Origin of the sequence: Variovorax sp. 770b2 (assembly GCF_900115685.1) — a bacterium.
Taxonomy (GTDB): domain Bacteria; phylum Pseudomonadota; class Gammaproteobacteria; order Burkholderiales; family Burkholderiaceae_C; genus Variovorax.
Genome location: NZ_FOXJ01000003.1, coordinates 131,164 through 156,838 on the forward strand (window position 1 = coordinate 131,164; position 25,675 = coordinate 156,838).

The window sequence follows — 25,675 nt, forward strand, 5'->3', positions numbered from 1 at the left end:
CATAAGCGCAGGCGGCGCGGTGTTTATCGCGATGTCTATATTCACGCCATGCGGGCTCCCCTGCAAAGAACGATTGGAGACAAGCAGTGCAGATCGATTTCCTCGGCATCCAGGCCTTCCTCGCGGTGGTGGAAAGCGGCAGCTTCGCGATGGCCGCGGCGCGGCTGCACCTGTCGCAGACCGCCATCAGCCACCGGATGCGCAAGCTGGAAGAAAGCCTGGGCGCGGCGCTGGTCGTGCGCACCTCACGCGGCATCGCGCTGACCGAGGCCGGCAACGCCCTGCTGCCGCGCGCGCGCAGCGCGGTGCAGCAGCTGGAAGTCTCCTTCGACGATGTGCGCCGCCACGGGCAGGACGCCACGCGCTGGGTCGCGTTCGGCTGCGTGCCGACGGTCTCGGCGAGCATCCTGGTGCCGCTGCTGCGGCGCGCGGCCGAGCGCTTTCCGCAGGTGCAGGTGCGGCTTTTCGACAGCTCGCCGGTGGAAGTGGCGGAACTCGTGCAGGCCGGCACGGCCGCCTTCGGCATCACCCTGGCGCAGGGCGTGCCCGAGAAGCTCTCGGCGCAGCCCATCGCGCGCGAGCCTTTCGTGCTGGCCTGCCCCGCCGATCACCCGTTCGCAGCGCGGCGCAGCGTCGCCTGGGGTGAGCTGCTTGCGCAGCCGATGATCCGCATCAGCCTGCCATCGGGCAACAGCATGACGATCGACGATGCGCTCGGGCCCTTGCGCGAGCAGGTGCGCTGGCGCTACGAGGCGCAGCGCACGGCCATGGCGGTGGAGATGGTGCGCGGCGGCCTGGGCCTGACCGTCGTGCCCCGGCTGTGCGTGCGGGCCGGCGACGGCGTGGCGGCGGTGCCCATCGAGGGCCCGGAGATCACGCGCCTCCTGGTCGTGGCCACGCGCCCCGGCGTGCCGCTGCGCGCGGAAGAAAGCTTTCTCGCGGACACGGCCGCCGCGCTCGTGCGCGAGCACCTCGCTGCCGGCGCGGGATGAGTGATTCGCCGGGGGCATGAATGCCGTGCATGCCCGCGCCAAACAATTCAGTTGTGCGCGGGCCAGCCCCGTCCCTAGACTGCCGCCGATCAAGCACAAGACCGTGCACAAGACAGCGGAGACACCATGCATCCTCGTTTTTTCCATGACCCGAGCCGGCGCCGCGTCGTCCTCGGGGCGCTCGCGGCGGGTGCGAGCCTCGCCGGGGCCACCGCCGTGCGAGCCCAGGGCAAATACCCCTCGCAGCCGATCCGCATCGTCGTGCCGTTCGGCCCGGGCGGCCTGGCCGACATCTCCACGCGCCTCACGGCGCAAAAGCTCGGCGAGAAGCTCGGCACGCAGGTCGTCATCGACAACCGCCCGGGCGCGGGCGGCGTGGTCGCCGCGCAGTACGTGCTCGGCGCGGCGCACGACGGCTACACGCTGATCCTGTTCAGCAACGGCACCACCATCGCCACGAGCCTCTTGAAGCTGCCGTTCGATCCGCAGGCGGACTTCGTGCCGGTGTCATCGCTCGGCTATTTCGACCTGAACCTGCTGGTCGCCAAGGACAGTCCGTTCGCCGACCTGAAAGCGCTGCTGGCCGAGAGCAAGAAGCGCCAGCTCACGCTCGGCACCATCAACCCAGGCAGCACCCAGCACCTCTCGGGCGAACTCTTCAAGTCGGTCACGCAGCTGAATGCGGCCATCGTGCCGTTCAGGACCTCGGGCGAGGTGCAGATGGCGCTGCAGCGCGGCGACGTGGACGTGGGCTTCGAGTCCTATGCGGCCCTGCGCGGCGGCATCGATGCCGGCGTGCTGCGGGCGCTGGCCACCACCGGCCCCGCGCGCACGCCGTGGCTGCCCAAGGTGCCCACCGTGAAGGAGGCGGGCGTGGCCGGCTACGAGGTCACCGGGTGGAACGCGCTCTTCGCGCCCAAGGGCACGCCGCCCGCCATCGCCGCCGCCCTCAATGCGGCCATGCGCAGCATCCTGGCCGAGGCGGAGTTGCGCAAGCGCCTGCTGGGGCTGGGCGTCGATCCCAAGGCGAGCACGCAGGCCGAGATGGCCGCGGTGTTCGAACGCGACCGGCTCAAGTGGGCGCAGGTCATCAAGCAAGCCAACATCAAGATCTGAGATGCCTGTTTCCGACACTCCCGACACCCTCGTGCAGCGCCCCGACGCGCCGCTGGTGGACACGCACGTCCACGTCTTCCGCAAGAACATGCCGCTGCTGCCCGACCCGCGGCACAGCCCCGACTACGAGTTCACCGCGCAGCAGCTGGAGGCCACGCTGGACGAACACGGCGTGAAGTTCTGCGTGATCGCCGCGGCCAGCCCCTGGGGCGACTGCAACGACTACATGGCCGAGGCGCTGCGCACGCGGCCGCTGTGGCGCGGCACCGCGATCCTCGATCCGTCCACCACCCGCCACGAACTCGAGGCACTGGCGCGCGAGGGCTTCGTCGGCGTGCGCCTGCCCTTCATCAGCATGAAGGAGCTGCCGGACCTTTCGAGCTTCGACTACCGCAAGTTCCTGTACCGGCTCGCCGACATGGACTGGCACGTGCACCTGCACCTGGACGGCCCCCGCATCCCACAGGTGCTGCCGCACCTGGAGCGCTCGGGCGTGAAGATTGTGATCGACCACATCGGCCGGCCCGACCCGGTGCTGCGCGAGCGCTGCGCGGGCTTCGAAGCCGTCACGCGCTCGGTCGAGAAGGGCCGCACCTGGGTCAAGCTGTCGGGCGGCTACCGCCTGGGCGACCATGCCGCGGAACTCGCCCGCGAACTGTGTTGGCGCGTGGGCCACGACCGCATGCTGTGGGCGAGCGACTGCCCCTTCGTGGGCGTGGAGTCCACCACCTACGCGAGCACGATCGCGTGGCTCGACGAGGCGGTGCCCGATGCGGCGATGCGCCGCGTGCTGGGGCTCAACGCCATCGACCTGTACTTCCGCAACCCGCGCGGCGCCGCGTGATAGTCACCGATGCCCAGGTGCATGTGTGGGAGGCCCACCGGCCCGGGCGCCCGTGGCCCGCTGAGCATCGCGCAAGCCCCGTCTTCGTTGCCGTGCCCGGCGCCCGGCCGCACCGCGCCGAGCCCATCGGCGCCGAGGAGATGGTCGCCCTGATGGACGCCGCCGGCGTGGCGCGCGCGGTGATCGTGCCGCCCTCGCCCGTGGGCGACTGCAACGACACCGCGCTGGAGGCGGCCGCGCAATACCCGGGGCGATTCGCCGTGATGGGCCGCATCGATCCGACCGCGCCCGGTGCACCGCAGGCGCTGGCCTCGTGGCTCGCGCACCCGCACATGGCGGGCATCCGCATGACCTTCCACAAGCCGCCGTGGGACGCATGGCTGGACGACGCCACGCTGGACGCGTTCTGGGCCGATTGCGAGCGGCTGGGCATCCCAGTCATGCTGCTCATTCCGGGGCGGCTCGACGCGCTGGAGCGCATCGCGCGGCGCCATCCCGGGCTCCAGCTGATCATCGACCACCTGGGACGCCGCAGCGACCTGCGCGACGACGCCTGCTTCGCGGACCTGGACGCGATGCTGCGCCTGGGCGCACTGGAGAACGTTTCGGTGAAAACCTCGGCGGCCCCGTGCTACAGCACCGAGGGCTATCCCTTCGCCAACTTGCGGCCGCACCTCAAGCGCGTGTACGAGCACTTCGGGCCGCGCCGCACCTTCTGGGGATCGGACGTCTCGCGCTTGCCCTGCACCTACCGGGAGGCGGTGGATCATTTCGTCGAAGCGCTCGACTTCATTCCCCGCGAGGAACTGCCCTGGGTGATGGGGCGCGGGTTGTCGCGGGTGCTGGGATGGAAGGAACCGCCCATGGAGACTGAAGACACCGCGCAGTGAATTTCCGGCGGTCAATCGCACACGCAGCCAGGTGGGCGAGAGGCGCACCGGGCGATGGTGCAGAGCGAAGCCAAAGGCAAGCCGGTCGTCGTGACCTGGCCGCTCAACGTGCCTTGAGCGCCCACAGCGCGTCGAGCACGCGCTGCGTCGCGCGTTCGACATGGCCCGACCGGTGGGCAATGCCCAGCTCCCGCCAAAGGGCCGGGCGCAGGGGACGCATCGCGATGCGCGCGTCCGGCTGCAAAGCGCCCGCCTCATGCGGCAGGAGCGTCGCCCCGTAGCCTGCAGCAACGAGGCTCTTGATGGCATCGTTGTAGTTGAGTTCGATCCGTGGTGCAGGCCGGTGGCCACCGAGCGCGAACCATTCCGAGACGAGGCGCGACAGGCGCGTGGTGGCGTCGTTGAGGATCAGCGGCTGCGTCGCGAGCCACGCCGGCGAGACCCTGGCGGGAGCGCTCCAATCGGCCGGCAGGAAGGCCATGACGGGGTCGCGGCGCCAAGGCCGGATCGTGAGCCCCGCGACCGGCGACTGCGGCAGCGCGACCAGCCCGATGTCCAGCTTGCCTTGCGCCAGGTGCGCCAGCGCGTCCTGCGAGGTCAGCACCGCGATCTGCACATCGATGTCCGGATGATCCTGGCGAAGCCGCGCGATGGCTTGCGGCAGCAGGTGCGAGATCGCGCCCGTCGAGGCGCCGAGCCGCACGCGTCCGGCCAGCCCGAGCACCTGCCGGCTCACGTCGTCCAGCGTCGACTCGATCTCGACCAGCAGCCGGCGCGCACGTTCCACCAGCAACTCGCCGACTGCGGACGGCCGCACGTTCCCGCGCCGCCGGGACAGGAGCGGAGCGCCCACGCGTCGCTCCAGCTCGGCGATGTGCAGGCTGACCGTCGGCGGCGCGAGATGCAGCACCTGCGCCGCGGCCGCGAAGGAACCGTGGTCTGCGATCGCGACCAGCGTGCGCAAGCGGTCGAGGCTGATTTCGCGCATGTGAGATCTCTTCTTCAGGAAAAATGAACCAGAGGTTTGCCAAATTCAACTTTTCATATTTTATCGATCGAGGAAAAATCCGACATATCCATCCAAAGAGCCATGCAGGAGCGCGCAACACCATGAGTCTTCCGACCATCTTCATCGACGGTGACCAGGGCACCACCGGGCTGCAGATCCACGAGCGCTTGCGCGATCGCGCCGACCTGCAGTTCTTGACCCTGCCGGCAGCCGAACGCAAGGACCCGCAGCGTCGCGAGGAGGCGATCAATGCGTGCGACATCGCGATTCTTTGCCTGCCGGATGCGGCTGCGCGCGAAGCTGTCGGCTTCATCCGGAACCCGGGCGTTCGTGTGATCGACGCGAGTTCAGCGCATCGCACGCACCCGGACTGGGTCTACGGCTTTCCCGAGATGGCCCCGGGGCATGCGCAACGGATTGCACAAGCGCGGCGCGTCACCAATCCGGGCTGCTATCCGACAGGTGCCATCGCCCTGTTGCGGCCCCTGGTGGAAGCGGGCTTGCTGCCGCGCGAATACCCGGCGACCGTCTATGCGACCTCCGGCTATTCGGGAGGCGGAAAGGCCGCGATCGATGCGCACGAATCGGGCGGCGTGCCGAACGTGGCGCCGTCCCAGGTCTACGGCCTGGCCCTCGCGCACAAGCACACGCCTGAAATCCAGGGCTACGCCGGGCTCGCGCACCGTCCGTTCTTTGTGCCGGCCTATGGCGCCTACCGGCAGGGAATCGTCCTGACCGTGCCGATCGAATTGCGCTTGCTGGCGAGCGGCGTCGATGGCGCCCGGCTGCAGGCATGCCTTGCGCATCACTACGCGAACGCGCGCCACGTCAAGGTCATGTCGCTCGAAGAGGCGAAGGCGATGACGCACCTCGATCCGCAGGCGCTGAACGGAACCAACGACCTGCAGTTGGGCGTGTTCACCAACGCAGGCCACGGCCAGGTGCTGCTCTCCGCCGTCTTCGACAACCTGGGCAAAGGCGCATCCGGCGCGGCCGTTCAGAACCTGGAGTTGATGCTGGGTGCGTAGGAATGCACGGGAGGTCCTTCAGGTTCCTGGTCGAGAGAGCGATCGTGTTCCTTGCTTTTCCGCGTGCTCGATCTGCGCGTGGATCTCCTGGATCACCGCCGCTTTCTCGCGGTTGTAGATTTCCGGGTTGACGGGATCGATCGCATGCGCGCGGTCCTTGGCCTCTTCATACCGCGTGCGCAGGTCCGGACGCCGCTCGAGGATATCGATGAAGGCCAGCGAGTCCGCATGAACCGGATCGCCGTGGTGGCAGATGTGGATGTTGATGTTGAACGTGCGTGCGTCGTGCGCGATGCGGCCGCAGACATAGGGCTTTTCGTCCTTGTCGACCCAGACAGCACGGCGATGAAAGCCCAGCGCCTCGAACGCTTGTTGTGCGGCGCGAAGGTTCTCAGCCTGTGTGATGGCGGCAATGTCCACCATCGGCTTGCCCCGCAAGCCGCGGATGGCGGTGCTGCCGATGTGGACGAGCGCCACGCCTTCGAGGCGCTCCTGAACGTAGCGTTGCACCTGTGCGAACACCTCGGCATACGCCGGGTCGTAGGGCAGGATGTTGCGGTGCTCCGGGCTTTCGTCGAACGGGCTGATCTTCATGGGGCCTCCTCCATGCGGAGGCTCATGCAGAGCAGCCGCGCCGGGCCGATGGTAGCCCGGGCCGGTGTCAGATGCGAGCGCCCTTGCTCATGCATTCCTGATGCAGATCGACTGCATCGCTCACAAGATCGAATGCGATCCACATCACGTTGTCCCGGCACTGTACGCCCGCCTCCCACAGCCAGTCGGCGTCGCCGTAGCAGCACCACAGCAGCGACTTCAGCTGCGCGAGCTTGTTTTCGAGAATGTCCGATGCGGTCTGGGCGGAGACTTCGGGAGGTACCGGCGTGTTGCGCCGGGCTATAGTTCGTTTAGCCACTTGGGGTGCTCTTTCTAAAAGCGGTTGCACTTCATTTGGTCAGACGGCTGGGGGTTTTTCGCGCCCCCGGCCGTCGCCTTTTGTGCCTCGCGTTTGCATCGATGCGCAAGAGACGCATCGACGACCCGCCGCGAGGTAAGCGGTTCACGCATGTATGGATCGCTGGGTGCTGGCCTCCACGCCCACAAGGTGGGTTCGGTTGATGTCGGGGCATTCACTGTAGAGAAGAGAAGGCCGGCGCGGCAACTGAATATGTCGAGAAAGTCTCGGTCCGCGCGGATCAACTGTGAACCGGTGTGACTCGCTAGTTTCCTGGCTTGCAGCGCTGCTCTGCCTCGCGTGCATCCCGATAGCGCTGCGGCGTCACGCCATGCTGCCGCGCGAATGCACGCTGCAGCGCATCCACCGAACGGAAACCGCTGTGCGCCGCGATGCGCTCCTGCGGCCACTGCGTCTGCAAGAGCAGTTGCGCAGCCGCGGCCACGCGCGTCTGTTCGACGAAGCGCGCGGGCGTGCTGCCCGTCTCGGCCGCGAACGCGCGCGCGAAATTCCGCGGGCTCATCTGCACGCGCTCGGCCAACGCCTCGACCGACAGCGCCTCCTGCGGATGCGTGCCGATCCACGCGACCAGCTCGCGCAGCCGATGGCTCGCCGCGCCCTGCGCCTGCAACGCCTGGCTCAGCTGCGGCTGTTCCGCGCCGCGCAGCATCGGCAGCGCGAGCGTGCGCGCGATGTCCATCGACACGGCGTGGCCGAGATCGTCCTCGACCAAGGCGAGTGCGAGTTCGATGCCGGTCGTGACGCCGGCCGACGTCCACACCGGGCCATCGCGCACGTAGATGCGCTCGCGCTGCACGCGCGTCTGCGGCCGCAGCGCCTGCAGCTGGTCGCACCAGCGCCAGTGCGTGGTGGCCTCGCGGCCATCGAGCAGGCCCGCCGCCGCGAGCGCGAAGGCGCCGCTGCACACGCTGGCGACGCGGCGGATGTTCGGTGCGGCCTCTTTCAGCCATACGCCGATGCGGTGCTCGATGATGGCTTCGCGCACCGCGGGCTCGTCACCGCCGGCCACGATCAGCGTGTCGATGGTGGCGGGCAACTGCTGCAGCGTCAGCGTGCCGCCGAATTGCAATCCGCCGTTGGTCGACACGGTGCCGCCACCGGGCGATGCGATGTGCAGGCGGTAGGTGCCGGGGCGCATCTCCTCGGCCTTGCTGAACACGCTGGCAGGGCCGGCGGCATCGAGCACCTCGACGCCGTCGAACACCACCAGCACCACCTCGCTGGCAGAAACCGCGGTGTCTTCGTCCTTGTGGGTCGGGGTCGGCATTCTTAACCTCGGGTCATCGTCACGTTGACAGGAGAACAGAGCCATGTGGAGAGCGGTGTGGGCGCTGATCGGCGCCAGTATTGCAGCCTTTGCCCTCGCAGCATGCGGCGCGGGCGCGCCGCTGCCGCCCGCACAGGCCGATGCGGCCGCCAGGGAGCGCGAGCAGCAGGCCTTCGTGGACGCCCTGAAGCCGCGCCGCGCGGGCAAGCCGGTGGTCGCGGTGCTCGCTCTGAACGAGGGCACCGAGATGACCGATCTGCTGCTGCCCCACGCGGTGCTGAAACGTGCCAACGTGGCCGATGTGCGGATCGTGGCGCCCAGGAGCGGGCGGGTGAACCTGTATCCCGCGCTTCAGGTGGAGGGCGCGCAGGACTTCGCGAGCTTCGATCGGGCGAATCCCTCGGGGGCTGACTATGTGATCGTGCCCGCGATGATCGTCGAAGACGATCCCGCGGTGGCCGCCTGGCTGAAGCAGCAGGCGGCGCGGGGCGCGCGGGTGATCGGCGTCTGCTCCGGCGCGCTGGTGGTCGGCCATGCGGGCCTGCTCGACGGCCGGCGATTCGCAGGCCATTGGTACGACCGCAAGACGCTGCGGAAGCGCCACCCCGGCGCGACCTACGTGCCGCACCAGCGCTACGTGATGGACCGCGACGTCGCAACGACCACGGGCATCACCGCCTCGGTGCCGACGATGCTGGCGCTGGTCGAGGCGCTCGGCGGGCCGGCGAAGGCGAAGTCGATCGCCGGTGAATTGGGTGTGACGTCGTGGAGCCCCGAGCACGACAGCGCCCCCTTCGGCCTGAACATGAAGCGAGGTGGCAGCTACCTGCTCAACAAGGCCGCGTTCTGGCGCGGCGAGCGCTGGCAGGTCGAGGTGCAGAACGGCGCCGACGACATTGCGCTCGCGCTGGCTGCCGATGCGTGGACGCGCACGGGGCACGTCAGTGTCGATGCGGTGTCTGCGTCCGGGCCGGTCACGCTGCGCAGCGGCTTGGTGCTCGTGACGCAACCGGCGCGCGAAGCATCGATGCGCCTGGCGCTGTCTTCGTCGCTCAAGCCGGTGCAGCAACTGGACCGCACGCTGTGCGAGATCGCCGCGCGGCATGGCCAGGCGCGGCGGGATTGGGTGATGCAGGAGATGGAGTATCCGGGGCCGGTTCCGCCGGATTGCGCGCGTTGATCGGCCTCATCGTCAGCGGCTCAATCGACCCGGATGTTCCGCGCCCGCGCCAGCGCACTCACCCGGCCCGTCTCGTCCTGCACGAACTTGGCGAACGCCTCGGGCGTGGTGCCCGCGGGCTCCAGGCCGAACTGCAGCAGCTTCTGCTTCACGGTGGGGTCGTTGACCGCCGCCTGCACCGCCTTGCCCAGTCGCTGCACGACATCCGCCGGCGTGCCCTTGGGCAGGAACACGCCGTTCCACTCGACCACGTTGTAGCCCGGCAGGCCCGACTCGGCGAGCGTGGGCGTGTCGGGCAGTCCGTTCACGCGCTTGCTGGAGCTCACCGCCAGTGCGCGCAGCTTGCCCGACTTGACGTAGCCCAGCGTCGAGGCGACGTTCCCGAAGTACGCCGAGACCTGCTCGCCCATCACGTCGGTCAGCGCGGGCGCGCCGCCCTTGTAGGGCACGTGCATCAGGTTGACCTTGGCCTGCTCGTTCAGCGCCTCGCCCGCCAGGTGCGAGCCGGTGCCGCCGCCTGCCGAGGCGAAGCTCAGCTTGCCGGGGTTCTTGCGCGCGTAATCCAGGAACTCGGCCACCGTCTTGTACGGCGCGGTGGCGGGCACGACGAGGATCTGCGGCGCTGTGGCCACCAGCGAGACGGGAATGAAATCCTTCGCCGCGTCGAACGGCAACTTGCGCAGCGACGGATTCACCGAGAACGCGGAGGCGTCGTAGAGCACGGTGTAGCCGTCGGCAGGCGCCTTGGCCACGTTGTCCTCGCCGATCACGCCGCCCGCGCCGGGCTTGTTGTCGATGACGATCTGCTGGCCGAGCGCAACGCTCAGCTGCTGCGCGACGACGCGCGCGGTGTTGTCGGCACCGCCGCCCGCGGCATAGGGCACGACCATGCGGATGGGCTTGTCGGGCCATGCGGCCCAGCCGAGCAACGGGGCGCACGCGGCCAGCGCGGCGATCGATTTCAGGATGCGTCTCTTCGTCATTCAGTTGTCTCGGTCTTTGTCGTCGTTTCAGGAAAGCCGTAGAGCAGCGCCGGGTTGTCGACGAGCACGCGATGGCGCGTGGCCGCGTCGGGCACCCACTGGCCCAGCAGGTCGAACAGCGCGGCGTCGTCGGGCTTGACGGCGGGCTCGGTCGGGTGCGGCCAGTCGCTGCCCCACACCACGCGCTCGGGGGCCTGGCGGACCCAGGCCCTGGCGATGGCGGTCGTGTCGGCGTAGCCGCCCGCGGCGCCCACCCTCGAGTCGAGGTAAGGGCCGGAGAGCTTGATCCATGTGCGGCCGTCGTCGCGCAGCCGGCTCACCACATCGAACGCGGGGTGCGAGAGCGCATCGGGCAGCGGCAGGCGCGCGAGGTGGTCGAAGACGATGGTGCATGGCAGGCGGGCGAGCAGGTCGGCGTGCGCGGCGATCTGGCCGGCGCTCCAGTGCAGTTGCACATGCCAGCCGAGCGCATGCACGCGCTGCGCGAGCGGCTCGACCATGGAGAAATCGGTGGCTGCATTGGCCGGCGTGTAGAGCGTGAAGCGGATGCCGCGAATGCCGCCCGCGTGCAGGCGCGCGAGTTCGGCATCGCTCACGTCAGGGTGGACCACCGCGACACCGCGCGTGCGCGCGGGGCCGAGCGCGCGGATGGCATCGAGCGTCACGCTGTTGTCGGTGCCGTGCACGCGCGGCTGCACGACGACCGTGCGTTGCGTGCCGATGCGTTGCTGCAGCAGGCGGTAGTCGCTGGCGGTGGCCTTGTCGACCATCGCATCGGGCGAGCCATGCAGCGCGAAGCGGCCGTCGTAGATGTGCATGTGCGCATCGCACGCGCCCGCCGGCGCCGCGCTGGCGGGTCGGCGCGAGCCGCTGCTGTTGGGGTAGCTGACGTCCATGCGTGTTTCAGTCCGCCGCGTTCGCGGCCTTCAGCACCTTGCCCGTGTGCTGCCCCAGCGTCGGTGCGGCAAAGGGCTCGGGGCCCGGCGTGCGGCCGAACTTCACGGCGCGCGTGAAGCCCCGGTACGCGCCGAGCGTGGGATGCGCGAAGTTCGCGACCATGTCCTCGGCCAGCACCTGCGCGTTGTCGAACATGTCCTCGACCGTGCGGGCCGCCGCGCAGGGCACGTCCTCGCCGAAGAGCTCTTCCCATTCGAGTGCGGTGCGCGAAGCCAGCGCCTCGCGCAGGCGCGGAACGATCTCGGCGAAATGCTGCGCGCGCTTGCGCACCGAGTCGTAGCGCTCGTCGGCCGCGAGTTCGGGCAGGCCCACCTTGGCGCACAGCGCCTGCCAGAAGTGCGGCGTGTTGGCCGAGATGTAGAGGTGGCCTTCGCGCGTCGGGTGCAGGCCGGTGATGCCGCCCGAGCGCATGTCGCGCCCCACGTCCTTCGGCTCGCCCTCGGCCCACACCATGCGCGCCGATTGCATCGTGAGCGCCGAGCGCAAGAGCGACACGCCGACGAACTGGCCCTCCCCGCTCTTCTCGCGTTCGTACAACGCCGAGGCCACGCCCGCGGCCACCAGTGCGGCCGCGTAGTAATCGACCACCGAGCCGTAGATGATCTCGGGCGGCTCGCCGCGCTTGCCCTGCAGCGCGCACATGCCGGTCATGCTCTGCAGCACCTGGTCGTAGCCCGCCTTCTCGCGCAGCGGACCGGTCTCGCCATAGCCCGTGAGGCTGCAATAGACCAGGCGCGGATTGATTGCCTTCAACTGGTCGTACGCAATGCCCAGCCGCGGCGGCACGCTGGGGCGGAAGTTGTGCACCAGCACGTCAGCCGTGCGCACCAGCGCCATCAGCGCGGCCAGGTCGTCTGCATTCTTCAGGTCGAGCACCACGCCCAGCTTGCTGCGGTTCACGCCGATGAAGGCGCGGCTCTCGGCTTCGAGCGTAGAGGGGTACTTGCGCAGGTTGTCGCCCGTGGGCGGTTCGATCTTGATGACCTCGGCGCCCTGGTCGGCCAGCAGCGAACAGCCGTAGGGGCCCGCGATGTAGGCGCTCAGGTCGAGCACGCGCAGGCCGCTCAACGGCCCCGCGGGGCCGGTGCGCGCGGGCAGGCGTGTGTCGTCGTGCGGGGCGGCGTGCGGGGCGTCCTGGCTCATGGATCTTTCTTTCTTCAATGCTCAGTCGGCGGTGATGTTCTGCTGTTTGGCCAGCTTCTTCCAGCGCTCGACGTCCTCGGCGATGACGGTGCCGAACTGCGCTGGCGAGAGCGGCGTGGCGATGGCGCCTTCGCGCAGGAAGTTGGCGGTGATCTCGGGCTTGGCGATGATCTTGTTCACGGCGCCGTTGAGCCTGGCCACCACATCGGGCGGCGTGCCCACGGGCGCGAGCAGGCCCCACCAGAGTTCGAATTCATAGCCGGGCACCGCTGTGGAAATCGGCGTGAGGTCGGGCGCGATCGGGCTGGGCTTCAGGCTCGTGATGCCCACCGCGCGCAGCTTGCCGGCGCGCACCATCGGCAGCAGCGACGGCCCGCTGGAGATCAGGAGCTGCGTCTGGTTGCCGATCAGGTCGGTCACGGCCGGGCCCATGCCCTTGTAGGGGATGTGCGCGATCTGCAGGTCGCCCACCTTGGCCTTGAGCAGTTCGGTGCCGAACTGGTTGACGCTGCCCGAACCGGACGACGCGTAGTTGTACTGCCCCGGCTTGGCCTTGATGGCCGCGATGAGTTCGGCCGGCGTCTTCGCGGGGAACTCGTTGTTCACCGCGACGATGAAGGGCCCCTTGGCGAACATGGCGATGGGCGCGAGGCCCTTGACCGGATCGAACGGCAGCCTGGACTGCACGGCCGCGTTGGTCGTCATGCTCGAAGACACGGCCACGAGCGTGTAGCCATCGGGCGCGGCTTTGGCGACCTGCCCGGTGCCGGTGTTGCCGCTCGCGCCGGGGCGGTTGTCGATGATGACCGGCTGCTTCAATTCATCGCCCAGTTCCTTGGCCACCTGGCGCGCGAAGGTGTCGTTGGAGCCGCCCGCCGGATAGGGCACGACGATGGTGATGGTCTTGGTCGGGTACGCGGTCTGCGCGAATGCGCTGCCGCTCAACAGGCAGCCACCCGCGGCAGCAGCCACGGCGAGCGTGCGAAGGCGAAATGACGGGGAAAACTTCATTTGTCTTGTCTCCTGATTTTTTTGAATAGAGCGGAAGGAAGCGAAAAACTCAGCCCGGCAGCAGGCCCAGGCTGCGCGCGCTCGCGACGATGGCGCGTGCGCGAATCACGAAAGGGATGTCGATCATTTTTCCGTCCACCACGTAGGCGCCCACGCCCTTGGCATCGGCGTCGCGCGCGGCTTCGACCACCTTGCAGGCGTGCGCGATCTCTTCATCTGTCGGGCGGAACACCTCGTTGGCGATTGCGATCTGGCTCGGGTGGATGCAGGTCTTGCCGAGGAACCCAAGGTTGCGCGACAGCATGGCCTCGGCGCGGAATCCTTCGGCATCGCGGATGTCCGCGAACGCGCCGTCGTAGGCATAGACACCCGCCTCGCCTGCGGCGATGCGCATCGCGAACATCGCCTGCTGGATCGCGGCCGGCTCGCGGCGCGCGATGCCCAGCGGCTCGAACAGATCACCGAGCCCCAGCTGCAGCCCCGCCACGCGCGGATGCGCCAGCGCAAGCTGCGCTGCAGTGCGCAAGGCCGAGGGCGCCTCGATGTTCAGCAGCAGGCCGATGGGCGCGCGCACGCCGTTGGCCTGCTCGGCACGCTCGATGGCCTGGACCGCGGCGCGCACATGCGCCGGGCTCTCGGGCTTGGGAATGTTGATGAGGTGCACGCCGGGCTGGGCGATCGCCGCAATGTCGTCCGCGAAGTGCGGCGTGTCCATCGCGTTGACGCGCACGATCACGGTCTTGCCCGATGCGGCCGGCTCGCCGCTCTGCAGCAGTTGCCGCACGGCATCGCGCGCCTCGCCCTTGCGCGGCTCGGACACCGCATCCTCCAGGTCGAAACACACGCCATCGGCCGCGCCGCTCAAGGCCTTGGCGAACAACTCGGGGCGGGTTCCGGGAACGAACAGTTTGCTTCTCATGCAGCGCAGTGTGCGCAGCGCATGAGCAAAGAAAAACACATGGCTTCTATGATCAGATCATAGAAAATCTATCTTTCATGGAAACAGCCTACCTGCAAAGCTTTCTTCTGGTGGTGGAGTCGGGGTCGATGTCGGAGGCCGCGCGGCGGCTCGACCTGACCCCCGCCGCCGTGGCCCAGCAAATACGCACGCTGGAGCGCGAACTCAACGCGCCGCTGCTCGCCCGCGCAGGCCGCACGGTGCAGCCGACCGAGGCGGGGCACCTGCTGGTGCAGCGTGCGCGCAACCTGCTGCGCGAGGTGGGCGACATCAAGACGCTGCTCAACAGCGAGGCGGCCGGCGGCGAGCTGCTCATCGGCACCATCAACACGGCCATCCACAGCCTGCTGCCAGACATCCTCGCGCGCTTCGTGAAGACGCATCCCGGCGTGAAGGTGTTCCTGCAATCGGGCACGACGGCCACGCTCTACAAGGCGGTGCAGCAAGGCGAACTCGATGCGGCCGTGTGCCTCTATCCACCCTACGTGCTCGCCAAGACCTTCGACTGGTCGCTGCTGCGGGAAGAACCGCTCGTGCTGCTGGCGCCCAGCCGCCTCGCCAGACGCGATCCGCACGAGCTGCTGCGAACCTCGCCGCTCATCCGCTACGACCGGGCGCTGGGCGGCGGCAAGCAGGCCGACCGCTACCTGCGCGCCGCGGGCATCGTGCCGCAGGAGCGCTTCGAGCTCAGCTCGCTGCTGGCGATCGCGATGATGGTCGATCGCGGGCTGGGCGTTTCGCTGGTGCCCGACATCGCATCGCCGCTGCTCGAAGGCCAGCGCGTGGCGAAGATCCCGCTGCCGATGCCGTCGGACCCGCGGCGCTTCGGCGTCCTGTGGCTGCGGGCGTCGCCTCGGCAGCGGTTGATCCGGGGGTTCGTCGACAGCGCGGAGGTGGTGGTCGCGGGCAAGCGGTCACGGCCTCACTGACCTTTTACTGGCAGACCAGCTCGGTCTTCGATACGGCGCAGAGCCGCGTCACCTCGGCCTTGGACAGGAACTCCGTCCTCAGGCTGTTGAGCATCAGCACCGCGGGATAGAGACGCGCATCCTGTGGATTCGCGCGATAAGCCTTCTGCAGCAGCTGCTGGCCCACCTTGCCGCAGTGCTTGCGCTGCATGCGGTTGACTTCCTTGTCGTGCGCGGAGCCGTCTCCGTTGAATTCGCCCGCGAAGTGAAAGCACATCTCGGTGTCGGAGACGGCCTTCTGAAGGGCTTGCTCATCCTTCGAAAACTTCGCGGGCCCGGCAGCGAACGACAGCGAGGCCGACAGCAGCGCGGCGCCTGCGGCGATGAGCATCAGCTTCATGGTGCGAATCCCTCCTGGAATGAAAAAAGGGCCGCCCTGGGCGACCCTTTTCGTTTGCATCGCCGGGGCGATTACTTCTTGTCGCCGCCCGGCACCTTGCCTTCCACGCCCTTGACGTAGAAGTTGATGCCCGTCAGAAACTTGTCGTCGGCCACCGCGTCCTTGGCGACCACTTCCTTGCCGTCCTGGCCGAGGATCGGGCCCTTCCAGATCACGAAGCTGCCGTCCTTCAGGCCCTTCTTCACTTCCTCGACCTTGGCCTTGGTTTCGGCCGGCACGTCCTCGGCGATCGAGACGAGGTCGATGGCGCCTTCCTTCACGCCCCACCAGGCCTGGCCGGTGGCCCACTTGCCGTCCAGCGCGTCCTGCGTGGCCTTGATGTAGTACGGCGCCCAGTTGATGGTGGCCGAGCCCAGGTGGGCCTTGGGGCCGTAGGCGGTCATGTCCGAATCCCAGCCGAAGGCGCGCTTGCCTTTTTCCTGCGCGGTCTTGAGCACGGCGGGCGAGTCGGTGTTCTGGAACAGGATGTCGGCGCCGCCGTTGATGAGGGCCGTGGCCGCTTCGGTTTCCTTGGGCGGGCTGAACCATTCGTTGACCCACACGACCTTGGTGGTGATCTTCGGGTTGACCGACTGCGCACCCAGCGTGAAGCTGTTGATGTTGCGCAGCACTTCGGGAATCGGCACCGAGCCGACCACGCCCAGCGTGTTGCTCTTGGTCATGGCCCCGGCGATGACGCCGGCCATGTACGCGCCTTCGTAGGTGCGGCTGTCGTAGGTGCGCATGTTGTCGGCGGTCTTGTAGCCGGTGGCATGCTCGAACTTCACGTCCTTGCTGTCGGTGGCGACCTTGAGCATGGGTTCCATGTAGCCGAAGGTGGTGCCGAAGATCAGCTTGTTGCCCTGGCCGACCATGTCGCGGAACACGCGCTCGGCGTCGGCGCCTTCGGGCACGCTTTCCACGAAGGTGGTCTTGATCTTGTCGCCGAATTCCTTCTCCAGCGCCTTGCGGCCGTTGTCGTGCGCGAAGGTCCAGCCGCCGTCGCCCACCGGCCCGATGTATGCGAATGCGATGTTGAGCGGCGCAGCCGGGGCCGGCGCGGCTGCAGCGGGTGCCGGGGCGGGCGCGGGGGCCGCGGCCGGTGCTGCCGCTTCTTCTTTCTTGCCGCAGCCGATCAGGGCTGCCGAAGCGACCGCCGTGAGGGCGGCCAGCTTGAGCAGGGAGCGCTTGTTCAGATCATTCATTGTCGGAAATCCTCAAAAAGGACGGGTTGGCGGGAAAACGAAAAACGCGATTATGAGCCGGGGTAGAACGGTTTCCCTATGGAAGCCGGCATGTTGATGCGGATGAAGGCCGGGTTGCGCGAGATCAGCGCCAGCACCACAATGGGCGCGATGTACTGCAGCATGCTGAGGAACTGGGGCGGCACGTCGACCCCGCTGCTCTGCAGGTGAAAGCCCAGCATCGTGACGCCGCCGAAGAGGTAGGCGCCCAGCAGCACGCGAATCGGCCGCCAGGTGGCGAAGGTGGTGAGCGCCAGCGCGATCCAGCCGCGGCCCGCGACCATGCCTTCGACCCACAGGGGCGTGTAGACGGTCGAGAGGTAGGCGCCCGCCAGCCCGCAGAGCGCGCCGCCCGCGACGACCGCCATGAAGCGGATGCGCCGCACCGGGTAGCCCAGCGCATGCGCCGACTCGGGCGATTCGCCGACCGAGCGCAGCACGAGGCCGGCGCGCGTGCGGTACAGGAACCAGATGAGCCCGAAGGTCAGCACCACCGCGAAATACACCATCGGGTGATGGCGAAAGAGGGCGGGGCCGGCGAGCGGAATGTCGGCCAGCACCGGGATCGCATACGACACGCTCTCGGGCAGCTTGGCCTGCACGAAGTTGATGCCGGCGAAGGCCGAGAAGCCCACGCCGAACAGACTGAGCGCGAGCCCCGTCGCGTACTGGTTGGTGTTGAGCCAGATCACCAGCACGCCGAAGAAGGCCGCGAGCAAGGCGCCCGCCGCCATGCCCGCGAGGAAGCCGAGCCAGGGGTTGTGCGTGATGACCACCGTCGCGAAGCCGGCGATGGCGGCGCAGAGCATGATGCCTTCGGCGCCGAGGTTGACGATGCCGGCTTTCTCGTTGATCAAGAGGCCCAGTGCCGCGATGGCGAGCACGGTGCCGGCGCTCAGCGTGGAGCCGAGAAGGAGTGCGTAGCTGTCCATGTCAGAGGGCTCCCTCGGTCGGCCGCGCCACTGGCGCGGTCAGCGGCGTGCTGGCTTGCAGCGAACTCGTCGTGAGAATGGCTTTGGCTGCCGCCTTGCGGCGGATGCGGTAGGCGATGAACGTGTCGCAGGCCAGCAGCGTGAAGAGCAGCAACCCCTGGAACACGCCGGTCAGCGACTTGGGCAGCCCGAGGCGCGATTGCGCCAGCTCGCCGCCGATGTAGAACATGCTCATCAAGATGGCCGAGAACACCATGCCCACCGGATGCAACCGCCCCACGAAGGCCACGATGATGGCCGCGAAGCCGTAGCCGGCCGGCACGTAAGGCGTGAGCTGGCCGAGCGGCCCGGCGACTTCGAGCGCACCGGCCAGGCCCGCCGCGCCGCCCGAGGTGAGCAGCGCGACCCACACCGCGCGCCGCGCCGAGAAGCCGGCATAGCGCGCCGCCGCCGGCGCGAGGCCGCCGACCTGCTGCGCGAAGCCCGCGCGCGTGCGGAACAAAAACACCCACAGCGCCCCCGCGCCCACCAGCGCAATGATCAGCCCGATGCTCACGCGCGAGCCCTTGAAGAGCCGCGGAATCTGCGTGACCGCCTCGAAGGTCTTGGACTGCGGGAAGTTGTAGCCGTTCGGGTCCTTCCATGGCCCGAACACCATGTAGCTCAGGAGCAGCGTGGCCACGTAGACCAGCATCAGGCTCACGAGGATTTCGTTGGCGTTGAACTTGTCGCGCAGGAACGCCACGATGCCCGCCCACACCATGCCGCCGAGCGTGCCCGCCACGAGGATGGCCACGACGATCCACGAGCCCGTGTTCTTGTCGGCCAAGAGCGCCACGCCGCCCGCGACGATGGCGCCGAACACGAACTGACCCTCGGCGCCGATGTTCCACACGTTGGAGCGAAAGCACACCGCCAGGCCCAGCGCGATGATGAGCAGCGGCGTCGCCTTGATCATCAGTTCGCCGAGCGCGTAGCCGTTCTTGATGGGCTCGTAGAAGAACACCATGAGGCCCTTCACAGGGTCCTTGCCGAGCGCGGCGAAGAGGGCCACGCCGATCAGCACCGTGATGAGCAGCGCCAGGATCGGCGAGGCGAAGGTCCAGAAGCGCGAGAGCTCCGGGCGGGGTTCGAGCTTAAGCATGGGCCGGCTCCTTGTTCCAGAGACCGCTCATCCATTCGCCGATCTGCGGCAACGTGGCCGCGGCGCGGTCGATGGAGGGCGACAGGCGCCCCTTGGCGATCACGTGCAGGCGGTCGCTGATGTCGAACAGCTCGTCGAGCTCCTCGCTCACCACCAGCACCGCGCAGCCGGCATCGCGCAGCGCGAGGATCTCGCCGCGAATGAGCGCGGCCGCGCCCACGTCCACGCCCCAGGTGGGCTGCGAGACGATGAAGAGCTTGGGATTGGCGTCGATCTCGCGGCCGACGATGAATTTCTGCAGGTTGCCGCCCGAGAGCGAACGCGCCGCGGCGTTCGGACCGCCCGCCTTGACGTTGAAGCGCTCGATGATGCCCTTGGCATGCTTTTCGAGCGCCGAGGTGCGGATCCATCCGCCCTTCCCGACCGCGTTGCTGCGCGTGAGCAGCAGGTTGTGCGCGAGGCCCAGCGTGGGCACCGCGCCGCGGCCCAGTCGCTCCTCGGGCACGAAGTGCAGGCCCAGCGCGCGGCGCGCACGCGGGCGCAGCCGGCCGGCGGGCTTGTCGAACACCTGGACCATCGATGACTCGGCGCGCACGTCCTCGCCCGAGAGCGTGTAGAGCAGTTCCTTCTGGCCATTGCCCGAGACGCCCGCAATGCCGACCACTTCGCCGGCGCGCACATCGAACGAGATGCCGTCGAGGTCCACGCCGAACTGGTCTTCGCGCGCGAGCGTGAGACTCTTCACGCGCAGCGCCACGGCGCCCGCATGCACCGGGCGGTGCTGCAACGGCGGCGGCTCGCTGCCGATCATCAGCCGCGAGAGCGACTGGTTGCTCTCGTTCTGCGGATTGCACACGCCTGTGACCTTGCCGCCGCGCAGCACCGTGCACGCCGTGCACAGCTCGCGGATCTCGTGCAGCTTGTGGCTGATGTAGAGGATGCTGCAGCCCTCCGAGGCCAGCTTGTTGAGCACCGTGAAGAGCTTGATGACCGCCTGCGGCGTGAGCACCGAGGTCGGCTCGTCCAGGATCAGGAGCTTGGGGTTGGTGAGCAGCGCGCGGATGATTTCCACCCGCTGCATCTCGCCCACCGAGAGCGTGTGCACGGGGCGCGAGGGGTCGATATCGAGGCCGTATTCGCTGGCCTTGGCGGTGATGTTGCGGGCCACTTCGGCCAGCTGCAGCGATTTGTCCAGGCCCAGCCACACGTTCTCGGCCACGGTGAGCGTGTCGAACAGGCTGAAGTGCTGGAACACCATGCTGATGCCCAGCGCCCTCGCCTGCTGGGGGTTGCGCAGGGCCACCGCCTGGCCGTCGAAGGTGACGGTGCCTTCGTCGGGCTTGACCGAGCCGTAGATGATCTTCATCAACGTCGATTTGCCCGCGCCGTTCTCGCCGAGAACGGCATGGATTTCGCCGGGAGCAACGGCCAGCGAGATGTCGCTGTTGGCCACCACCGCGGGGTACCGCTTGGTGATGTGCGCGAGCTGGAGTCGGGGGGTTGTCATGCCGGGTTTCGTGGGTTTGTCTCGTTCAACAGCAACAAAGCGGAAGCAGCTATAAGTTTAATAGCGGCTTCCGCGACCATCGGCGCCCGACGGCGCTCGGCTCAGTGTCCGCCGATGTAGGCGAACTTGAACAGGAAGATCGCCGCGATCACCCACACCATCGCATGCACTTCCCGTGCCCGGCCGGTGCACAGCTTCAGCACCGCGTAGGTGATGAAGCCGAAGGCCAGGCCGTTGGCGATCGAGTAGGTGAAGGGCATGGCCAACGCGGTCACCGCGGCGGGGATGACCTCGGTGGTGTCTTCCCAGTCCAGCTCGACCAGGTCGCGCAGCATGAGGCAGCCCACGAAGAGCAGCGCCGGTGCGGTGGCATAGGCCGGCACCGAGCCCGCGAGCGGCGAGATCATGAGGCAGGCCAGGAACATCACTGCCACGACCACGGCCGTGAGGCCGGTGCGGCCGCCCGCTTGCACGCCCGCCGCGCTTTCCACATACGCCGTGGTGCTGGAGGTACCGAGCAGCGAGCCCGCGAAGATCGCGCCGCTGTCGGCCAGCAGCGCCTTGTTCATGCGCTCCATCTTGCCGGGCACGAGCAAGCCCGCGCGCTTGGCCACGCCCATCAGCGTGCCGGTGGCGTCGAACATCTCGACCAGGAAGAACACCAGCACCACGTTCAGGATGCCGCCCTTGAGCGCGCCCAGGATGTCCAGCTGCATGAAGGTGGGCGCGATCGACGGCGGCGCATCGAACACGCCGTGGAACTTGTTGCCGCCGAAGAAGAACGACAGCACCGTCACCAGCATGATCCCGATCAGGATCGCCCCTCGCACCTTCAGGCGGTCGAGCGTCACGATGACCAGGAAGCCCAGCGTGGCGAGCACCACTGGCGGCGAGTGCAGGTCGCCCAGCGTGACGAAGGTGGCGGGCGATGCGGCGACGACGCCTGCGCTCTTGAGCGCGATGAGCGCCAGGAACATGCCGATGCCCACCGTGATCGCCGTTCGCAACGACTGCGGTATGCCCGCGATGAACAGCTCCCGCAACCCGGTGACCGTGACGATCAAGAAGAGGCACCCCGAGATGAACACCGCGCCCAGCGCCACCTGCCACGTGTAGCCCATGCCCAGCACCACCACGTAGGCGAAGTAGGCGTTCAGGCCCATGCCGGGCGCCATGGCGATCGGGTAGTTGGCGTACAGGCCCATGATCAGCGTGCCCAGCGCGGCGATGAGGCAGGTCGCCACGAAGACCGCGCCCTTGGGCATGCCCGCGTCGCCGAGGATCGTGGGGTTCACGAAGATGATGTAGGCCATCGTGAGGAAGGTGGTGAGCCCCGCGATGACCTCGGTGCGCACCGTGGTGTTGTGCGCACTGAGCTTGAACACGCGTTCAAGCAGACCCGAGCCGCTTGCGCTGCCCACAGCCGCACGCGGACGCGCGGACTCGACATGCCCCGGTGTGCGGGGCTCGGCGCCTTTGGGCGCCTGTTCCAACGTACTCATTTCGCTTGTCTCCAGCTGTTGTAGTGGCGGTTTCATCGTTGCCCCGCTCACGACGCCGGCGCGAACGGGGGTTTCTCAGGGGTCCGGTTTTTCAGGGGCGGCGGGCAGGCGCATTGCCGCGCCGGACACGCCAGGTATGGCGGAAGACGCGGGCCGCAGCGACGCCGCCACGTCCTTGATGCATTCGCGCAGCCAACGCGCCGAGCTCGACGAATGGGTGCGTTCGTGCCAGAGCTGGTAGTACATGAGGCGCGGCAGCGCCACCGGGCAATCGAGGATCTTCACCGGCAGCCGCACGGCGAAACGCTCGCAGTACTGGCGGCCGGTGGTGAGCACCAGCAGGCTCGATGCCACCATGTCGGGGATGAGGCTGAAGTGCGCGCAGCGCGCGGTGATGTTGCGCTGCCGCCCCAGCTCGTCGAGCATCTGGTCGATGATGCCGCGCCCGCCCGGGTGCATGGGCGTGGGCGCGATGTGCTCGGCCGCAAGCCAGGTCTCCAGGTCCCAGCCGCGGCGCACCGCCGGATGGTCCTGGTTGACCAGCGACACCACCTCGTCGCCGAAGAGCCGCGCCATGTGCAGGTCTTCCGGGGGCTTCAACCAGTTGCCGATGACCAGGTCGACCTGGCCGAGCGCCAGGTGCCCGTGGTAGTCCGAGTCGGGCGAGAGCGCGTGGATCTCGATCTGGCAGAGCGGCGCCTCGCGCTTGACGTGCGCCACCAGCATCGGGAGGAACAGCGGGTCCATGTAGTCGCTGGCCGCGATGCGGAAGGTGGTGGCCGCCGACTGCGGCTCGAAGCCGCGCGCATCGGAGAACAGCATCTCGGCCGCACGCAGGATGCTGGCCGCGGGCTCGATCATCCGCAGCCCCGCATCGGTGGGCACCATGCCCGAGCCCGAGCGCACCAGCAGCGGATCGCCCGACAGCTCCCGCAGGCGCTTGAGCGCGGCCGACACGGCCGGCTGGTACATCCCCAGGCGAATGGCGGCGCGCGAGACGCTGCGGTCGGTCAGCACGGTGTGCAGCACCCTGATGAGATGAAGGTCGATCTTGTCGAAAAGCGCTTGGTCTCTCATGGCTGTTCACACCTCGTTGGTCTGTGCAAACAGTTATACAGCGCAGCATTCGCAAGTCCGTAGGGGGTATGTCGGGTGGACGCTCGGACCGTGCGAGCACGGCCGGTGCTCATTCGCCGGCCGTGGCCTGCACCGCGGTGAGCGCACGCAGGATCGATTCGCTCGTGGCCGGCGCCTTCAGCGGCGGATCGACCCTGTGGCCGCCGGCCGCCGACACCGCATCGCGGATCGCGAAGAACACCGAGAACGGCAGCAGGAGCGGCGGCTCGCCCACGGCCTTGCTGCGGTGAATGGAGTCCTCGAAGTTCTGGCCTTCGAACAGGCGCACATTGAAGACGGGCGGGCAGTCGTTGGCGGTCGGGATCTTGTAGGTGCTCGGCGCGTGCGTGGTGAGCTTGCCGCTCGCCGGGTGCCACACCAGCTCCTCGGTCGTGAGCCAGCCCATGCCCTGGATGAAGGCGCCTTCGACCTGGCCGATGTCCACGGCGGGGTTCAGCGACTTGCCCGCGTCGTGCAGGATGTCCGCGCGCAGCAGCTTCCATTCGCCGGTGAGCGTGTCCACGACCACCTCGCTCACCGCCGCGCCATAGGCGTAGTAGAAGAACGGGCGGCCCTGCATCTTGTCCTTGTCCCAGCTCAGGCCCGGGGTGGCGTAGAAGCCGTCGGACCAGAGTTGCTTGCGGTCCAGGTACGCCTCGCCGACCACGGTGCTGAAGGCCAGCGAGCGGCCGTTGACTTCGACTTTGTCGTTGGCGAAGCGCACGTCGCTCGCCTTGCCGCCGTGGCGTTCGGCGGCGCTCTCCGCGAGACGCTCGCGGATCTGCCGCGCCGCATCCTGCGCGGCCTTGCCGTTCAGGTCGGCGCCGGTCGATGCGGCCGTGGCCGAGGTGTTCGCCACCTTGGTCGTGTCGGTCGCGGTGACGCGCACGCGCTCGAAGCTCACGCCCAGTTCGTGCGCCACCACCTGCGCCACCTTGGTATTGAGGCCCTGCCCCATCTCGGTTCCGCCGTGGTTCACCAGGATCGAGCCGTCGGTGTACACGTGCACCAGCGCGCCGGCCTGGTTGAAGTGCTTCACGTTGAACGAGATGCCGAACTTGAGCGGCGCGAGCGCCAGGCCGCGCTTGAGCACCGTGCTCTTCTTGTTGAACGCGGCGATGTCTTCGCGCCGCGCGCGGTAGTCGCTGCTGGCCTCCAGTTCGGCCACGAGCTCGTGGACGATGTTGTCGGTCACCGTCTGGCGGTAGGGCGTGATGTTGTTCTCCGCCTTGCCGTAGAAGTTGACGCGCCGCACATCGAGCGGATCGCGCTTCAATTCGCGCGCCACCGAATCCATGATGTTCTCGATGGCAATGGCGCCCTGCGGGCCGCCGAAGCCGCGGAACGCGGTGTTGCTCTGCGTGTTGGTCTTGCCCGAGAAGCCGTGCATGGCCACGTTGGGGAGCCAGTAGGCGTTGTCGAAGTGGCAGAGCGCGCGCGTCATCACCGGGCCCGACAGGTCGGCCGAGTGGCCGGCGCGCGAGACCATGGTGATCTCCGCGCCGAGGATGCGGCCTTCGTCGTCGTAGCCCACGTCGTACTCGTACCAGAAGCAGTGGCGGCGGCCGGTGATCATGAAGTCGTCGTCGCGATCGAGGCGCAGCTTCACGGGGCGCTGCAGCTGGCGCGCCGCAATGGCGGCCACGCACGCGAAGATCGCCGACTGCGATTCCTTGCCGCCGAAGCCGCCGCCCATGCGCCGGCATTCGACGTGCACCTCGTTCGATTGCAGGTGCAGCGCATGCGCCACCAGGTGCTGCATTTCGCTCGGGTGTTGCGTGGAGCAGTGGATGTGCAAGGCGCCGCCTTCCTTGGGAATGGCGTAGCTGATCTGGCCTTCCAGGTAGAACTGCTCCTGCCCGCCCACGTCGAGCGTGGACCTGTGGCGGTGCGGCGCCTTGGCGATGACGGCGCGCACGGCCGCCTCGTCGCCTTCGTTGGCGCTGCCGCCGCTGCGCACGATGTGCATCGGCGGCACCACGTAGTGGCCGCGCGCATGCGCGTCCTGCGGGGTGATGACGGGCGGCTGCGCCTCGACGGTCATCGCGTCCTTGGCCTTGGCGGCGGCGCGGCGCGCAGCCTCGCGCGTTTCGGCGATCACCGCGAACACGGGCTGGCCGAGGTAGCGGATCTCGCCGCCGTCTGCCACCGGCAGCAGGATCGGGTCGTCGTGAATGATCGAGCCGCAGTCGTTGGTGCCGGGAATGTCGTCGGCCGTGAGTACCGAAACCACGCCGGGCATCGCGCGGATCGCATCGAGCGACAACGCCGTGACGCGGCCATTGGCCACGGGCGAAAGCCCCAGCGCGCAATGCAGCGTGCCGGTGAGCTCGGGAATGTCGTCGATGTAGGTCGCCTCACCCGCCACATGCAGGTGCGCCGACTCGTGCGGCCGGCTGATGCCCACGCGTGCGCCCAGGTCGTGCGCCACCGCTTCGGCCACGGGGTCGATGCGCGCGGCGGTGTTCTTCAGGTAGTCGGCAAAGGCCTCGGCGGGCTGCAGCAGGCGGGCGTCGATGGGTTTGTTCATGG

The 25,675-nt window shown here is 68.2% G+C and carries 24 protein-coding genes; 7 read left to right on the top strand and 17 right to left on the bottom strand.

The window, feature by feature from the left end; all coding sequences use genetic code 11:
* The first annotated feature begins 86 nt into the window (after nt 1-86).
* The 4 genes from BM133_RS19905 to BM133_RS19920 all read left to right on the top strand — a co-directional run bounded on the left by BM133_RS19905 (nt 87) and on the right by BM133_RS19920 (nt 3,842).
* Nucleotides 87-992: a LysR family transcriptional regulator gene (locus BM133_RS19905; protein WP_093437451.1), complete on the top strand. Its 906-nt coding sequence runs from the start codon at nt 87-89 to the stop codon at nt 990-992.
* Between the two features lie 126 nt (nt 993-1,118).
* Nucleotides 1,119-2,108 (top strand): Bug family tripartite tricarboxylate transporter substrate binding protein, encoded by a 990-nt coding sequence (locus tag BM133_RS19910; RefSeq protein WP_093437453.1) that lies wholly within the window; start codon nt 1,119-1,121, stop codon nt 2,106-2,108.
* A 1-nt stretch (nt 2,109) separates the two neighbouring features.
* Nucleotides 2,110-2,952: an amidohydrolase family protein gene (locus BM133_RS19915; RefSeq protein ID WP_093437456.1), complete on the top strand. Its 843-nt coding sequence runs from the start codon at nt 2,110-2,112 to the stop codon at nt 2,950-2,952.
* Nucleotides 2,949-3,842: an amidohydrolase family protein gene (locus BM133_RS19920; RefSeq protein ID WP_177224889.1), complete on the top strand. Its 894-nt coding sequence runs from the start codon at nt 2,949-2,951 to the stop codon at nt 3,840-3,842. The genes BM133_RS19915 and BM133_RS19920 overlap by 4 nt, the downstream gene beginning before the upstream one ends.
* A 103-nt stretch (nt 3,843-3,945) precedes the next feature.
* On the opposite strand, the gene BM133_RS19925 is transcribed toward BM133_RS19920, so the two are convergent.
* The gene (locus tag BM133_RS19925) at nt 3,946-4,830 is read right to left on the bottom strand and encodes a LysR family transcriptional regulator (protein ID WP_093437461.1); all 885 of its coding nucleotides are present in this window, start codon (nt 4,828-4,830) and stop codon (nt 3,946-3,948) included.
* Between the two features lie 122 nt (nt 4,831-4,952).
* On the opposite strand from BM133_RS19925, the gene argC reads away from it, so the two are divergent.
* Nucleotides 4,953-5,879 carry an N-acetyl-gamma-glutamyl-phosphate reductase gene (argC, locus tag BM133_RS19930; protein WP_093437463.1) on the top strand — a complete coding sequence of 309 codons (927 nt, stop codon included), beginning with the start codon at nt 4,953-4,955 and terminating at the stop codon, nt 5,877-5,879.
* Between the two features lie 18 nt (nt 5,880-5,897).
* On the opposite strand, the gene BM133_RS19935 is transcribed toward argC, so the two are convergent.
* The 3 genes from BM133_RS19935 to BM133_RS19945 form a co-directional block, all read right to left on the bottom strand.
* On the bottom strand, nt 5,898-6,473 hold the full coding sequence (locus tag BM133_RS19935) for a GrpB family protein (RefSeq protein WP_093437466.1): 576 nt from the start codon (nt 6,471-6,473) through the stop codon (nt 5,898-5,900).
* Between the two features lie 67 nt (nt 6,474-6,540).
* A complete protein-coding gene (locus tag BM133_RS19940; RefSeq protein WP_093437468.1) occupies nt 6,541-6,792 on the bottom strand; it encodes a hypothetical protein in 252 nt (83 codons plus the stop codon).
* Between the two features lie 304 nt (nt 6,793-7,096).
* Nucleotides 7,097-8,119 carry a GlxA family transcriptional regulator gene (locus BM133_RS19945; RefSeq protein WP_093437471.1) on the bottom strand — a complete coding sequence of 341 codons (1,023 nt, stop codon included), beginning with the start codon at nt 8,117-8,119 and terminating at the stop codon, nt 7,097-7,099.
* Nucleotides 8,120-8,162: 43 nt separating this feature from the next.
* On the opposite strand from BM133_RS19945, the gene BM133_RS19950 reads away from it, so the two are divergent.
* Nucleotides 8,163-9,299 carry a DJ-1/PfpI family protein gene (locus BM133_RS19950; protein WP_093437474.1) on the top strand — a complete coding sequence of 379 codons (1,137 nt, stop codon included), beginning with the start codon at nt 8,163-8,165 and terminating at the stop codon, nt 9,297-9,299.
* A gap of 20 nt (nt 9,300-9,319) precedes the next feature.
* Here BM133_RS19950 and BM133_RS19955 read toward each other — a convergent pair whose 3' ends face one another.
* From BM133_RS19955 to BM133_RS19975, 5 genes are read right to left on the bottom strand one after another with little or no spacing between them, the layout of a single operon-like run.
* Nucleotides 9,320-10,282, bottom strand: a complete 963-nt coding sequence (locus BM133_RS19955; RefSeq protein WP_093437476.1) for a tripartite tricarboxylate transporter substrate binding protein — start codon at nt 10,280-10,282, stop codon at nt 9,320-9,322.
* Entirely contained in the window at nt 10,279-11,178 is a 900-nt protein-coding gene (locus tag BM133_RS19960; RefSeq protein WP_093437479.1) for an amidohydrolase family protein, read from the bottom strand. Before BM133_RS19960 ends, BM133_RS19955 begins: the two co-directional genes overlap by 4 nt.
* A gap of 7 nt (nt 11,179-11,185) precedes the next feature.
* A complete protein-coding gene (locus tag BM133_RS19965; RefSeq protein WP_093437481.1) occupies nt 11,186-12,382 on the bottom strand; it encodes a CaiB/BaiF CoA transferase family protein in 1,197 nt (398 codons plus the stop codon).
* A 21-nt stretch (nt 12,383-12,403) separates the two neighbouring features.
* Nucleotides 12,404-13,393, bottom strand: coding sequence for a tripartite tricarboxylate transporter substrate binding protein (locus tag BM133_RS19970; protein WP_093437484.1), 990 nt, complete (start codon nt 13,391-13,393; stop codon nt 12,404-12,406).
* Nucleotides 13,394-13,442: 49 nt separating this feature from the next.
* Entirely contained in the window at nt 13,443-14,312 is an 870-nt protein-coding gene (locus BM133_RS19975; protein WP_093438220.1) for an HpcH/HpaI aldolase/citrate lyase family protein, read from the bottom strand.
* A gap of 77 nt (nt 14,313-14,389) precedes the next feature.
* Here BM133_RS19975 and BM133_RS19980 point away from each other — a divergent pair, with 77 nt between their 5' ends.
* Nucleotides 14,390-15,280, top strand: a complete 891-nt coding sequence (locus tag BM133_RS19980) for a LysR family transcriptional regulator (RefSeq protein ID WP_093437485.1) — start codon at nt 14,390-14,392, stop codon at nt 15,278-15,280.
* Nucleotides 15,281-15,284: 4 nt separating this feature from the next.
* On the opposite strand, the gene BM133_RS19985 is transcribed toward BM133_RS19980, so the two are convergent.
* The 8 genes from BM133_RS19985 to xdhB all read right to left on the bottom strand — a co-directional run bounded on the left by BM133_RS19985 (nt 15,285) and on the right by xdhB (nt 25,673).
* On the bottom strand, nt 15,285-15,659 hold the full coding sequence (locus BM133_RS19985; protein WP_093437488.1) for a hypothetical protein: 375 nt from the start codon (nt 15,657-15,659) through the stop codon (nt 15,285-15,287).
* Between the two features lie 71 nt (nt 15,660-15,730).
* Nucleotides 15,731-16,903, bottom strand: coding sequence for a BMP family ABC transporter substrate-binding protein (locus BM133_RS19990; protein WP_042582280.1), 1,173 nt, complete (start codon nt 16,901-16,903; stop codon nt 15,731-15,733).
* A gap of 50 nt (nt 16,904-16,953) precedes the next feature.
* Nucleotides 16,954-17,874, bottom strand: coding sequence for an ABC transporter permease (locus BM133_RS19995; RefSeq protein ID WP_093437490.1), 921 nt, complete (start codon nt 17,872-17,874; stop codon nt 16,954-16,956).
* Between the two features lies 1 nt (nt 17,875).
* Nucleotides 17,876-19,018 (bottom strand): ABC transporter permease, encoded by a 1,143-nt coding sequence (locus BM133_RS20000; RefSeq protein ID WP_093437493.1) that lies wholly within the window; start codon nt 19,016-19,018, stop codon nt 17,876-17,878.
* On the bottom strand, nt 19,011-20,525 hold the full coding sequence (locus tag BM133_RS20005; protein ID WP_093437496.1) for an ABC transporter ATP-binding protein: 1,515 nt from the start codon (nt 20,523-20,525) through the stop codon (nt 19,011-19,013). Before BM133_RS20005 ends, BM133_RS20000 begins: the two co-directional genes overlap by 8 nt.
* Nucleotides 20,526-20,626: 101 nt before the next feature.
* Nucleotides 20,627-22,027 (bottom strand): NCS2 family permease, encoded by a 1,401-nt coding sequence (locus tag BM133_RS20010; RefSeq protein ID WP_093437498.1) that lies wholly within the window; start codon nt 22,025-22,027, stop codon nt 20,627-20,629.
* Nucleotides 22,028-22,102: 75 nt separating this feature from the next.
* Nucleotides 22,103-23,104, bottom strand: a complete 1,002-nt coding sequence (locus BM133_RS20015; RefSeq protein ID WP_093437501.1) for a LysR family transcriptional regulator — start codon at nt 23,102-23,104, stop codon at nt 22,103-22,105.
* A gap of 109 nt (nt 23,105-23,213) precedes the next feature.
* The gene (gene xdhB, locus BM133_RS20020) at nt 23,214-25,673 is read right to left on the bottom strand and encodes a xanthine dehydrogenase molybdopterin binding subunit (RefSeq protein ID WP_093437503.1); all 2,460 of its coding nucleotides are present in this window, start codon (nt 25,671-25,673) and stop codon (nt 23,214-23,216) included.
* Nucleotides 25,674-25,675 lie beyond the last annotated feature (2 nt).

Coding starts and splice junctions, on each gene's coding strand:
- BM133_RS19910 (WP_093437453.1), top strand. CDS start 1,119: ATGCATCCTCGTTTTTTCCATGACCCGAGCCGGCGCCGCGTCGTCCTC.
- BM133_RS19915 (WP_093437456.1), top strand. CDS start 2,110: ATGCCTGTTTCCGACACTCCCGACACCCTCGTGCAGCGCCCCGACGCG.
- BM133_RS19925 (WP_093437461.1), bottom strand. CDS start 4,830: ATGCGCGAAATCAGCCTCGACCGCTTGCGCACGCTGGTCGCGATCGCA.
- argC (WP_093437463.1), top strand. CDS start 4,953: ATGAGTCTTCCGACCATCTTCATCGACGGTGACCAGGGCACCACCGGG.
- BM133_RS19935 (WP_093437466.1), bottom strand. CDS start 6,473: ATGAAGATCAGCCCGTTCGACGAAAGCCCGGAGCACCGCAACATCCTG.
- BM133_RS19945 (WP_093437471.1), bottom strand. CDS start 8,119: ATGCCGACCCCGACCCACAAGGACGAAGACACCGCGGTTTCTGCCAGC.
- BM133_RS19950 (WP_093437474.1), top strand. CDS start 8,163: ATGTGGAGAGCGGTGTGGGCGCTGATCGGCGCCAGTATTGCAGCCTTT.
- BM133_RS19955 (WP_093437476.1), bottom strand. CDS start 10,282: ATGACGAAGAGACGCATCCTGAAATCGATCGCCGCGCTGGCCGCGTGC.
- BM133_RS19960 (WP_093437479.1), bottom strand. CDS start 11,178: ATGGACGTCAGCTACCCCAACAGCAGCGGCTCGCGCCGACCCGCCAGC.
- BM133_RS19965 (WP_093437481.1), bottom strand. CDS start 12,382: ATGAGCCAGGACGCCCCGCACGCCGCCCCGCACGACGACACACGCCTG.
- BM133_RS19970 (WP_093437484.1), bottom strand. CDS start 13,393: ATGAAGTTTTCCCCGTCATTTCGCCTTCGCACGCTCGCCGTGGCTGCT.
- BM133_RS19975 (WP_093438220.1), bottom strand. CDS start 14,312: ATGAGAAGCAAACTGTTCGTTCCCGGAACCCGCCCCGAGTTGTTCGCC.
- BM133_RS19980 (WP_093437485.1), top strand. CDS start 14,390: ATGGAAACAGCCTACCTGCAAAGCTTTCTTCTGGTGGTGGAGTCGGGG.
- BM133_RS19985 (WP_093437488.1), bottom strand. CDS start 15,659: ATGAAGCTGATGCTCATCGCCGCAGGCGCCGCGCTGCTGTCGGCCTCG.
- BM133_RS19990 (WP_042582280.1), bottom strand. CDS start 16,903: ATGAATGATCTGAACAAGCGCTCCCTGCTCAAGCTGGCCGCCCTCACG.
- BM133_RS19995 (WP_093437490.1), bottom strand. CDS start 17,874: ATGGACAGCTACGCACTCCTTCTCGGCTCCACGCTGAGCGCCGGCACC.
- BM133_RS20000 (WP_093437493.1), bottom strand. CDS start 19,018: ATGCTTAAGCTCGAACCCCGCCCGGAGCTCTCGCGCTTCTGGACCTTC.
- BM133_RS20005 (WP_093437496.1), bottom strand. CDS start 20,525: ATGACAACCCCCCGACTCCAGCTCGCGCACATCACCAAGCGGTACCCC.
- BM133_RS20010 (WP_093437498.1), bottom strand. CDS start 22,027: ATGAGTACGTTGGAACAGGCGCCCAAAGGCGCCGAGCCCCGCACACCG.
- BM133_RS20015 (WP_093437501.1), bottom strand. CDS start 23,104: ATGAGAGACCAAGCGCTTTTCGACAAGATCGACCTTCATCTCATCAGG.
- xdhB (WP_093437503.1), bottom strand. CDS start 25,673: ATGAACAAACCCATCGACGCCCGCCTGCTGCAGCCCGCCGAGGCCTTT.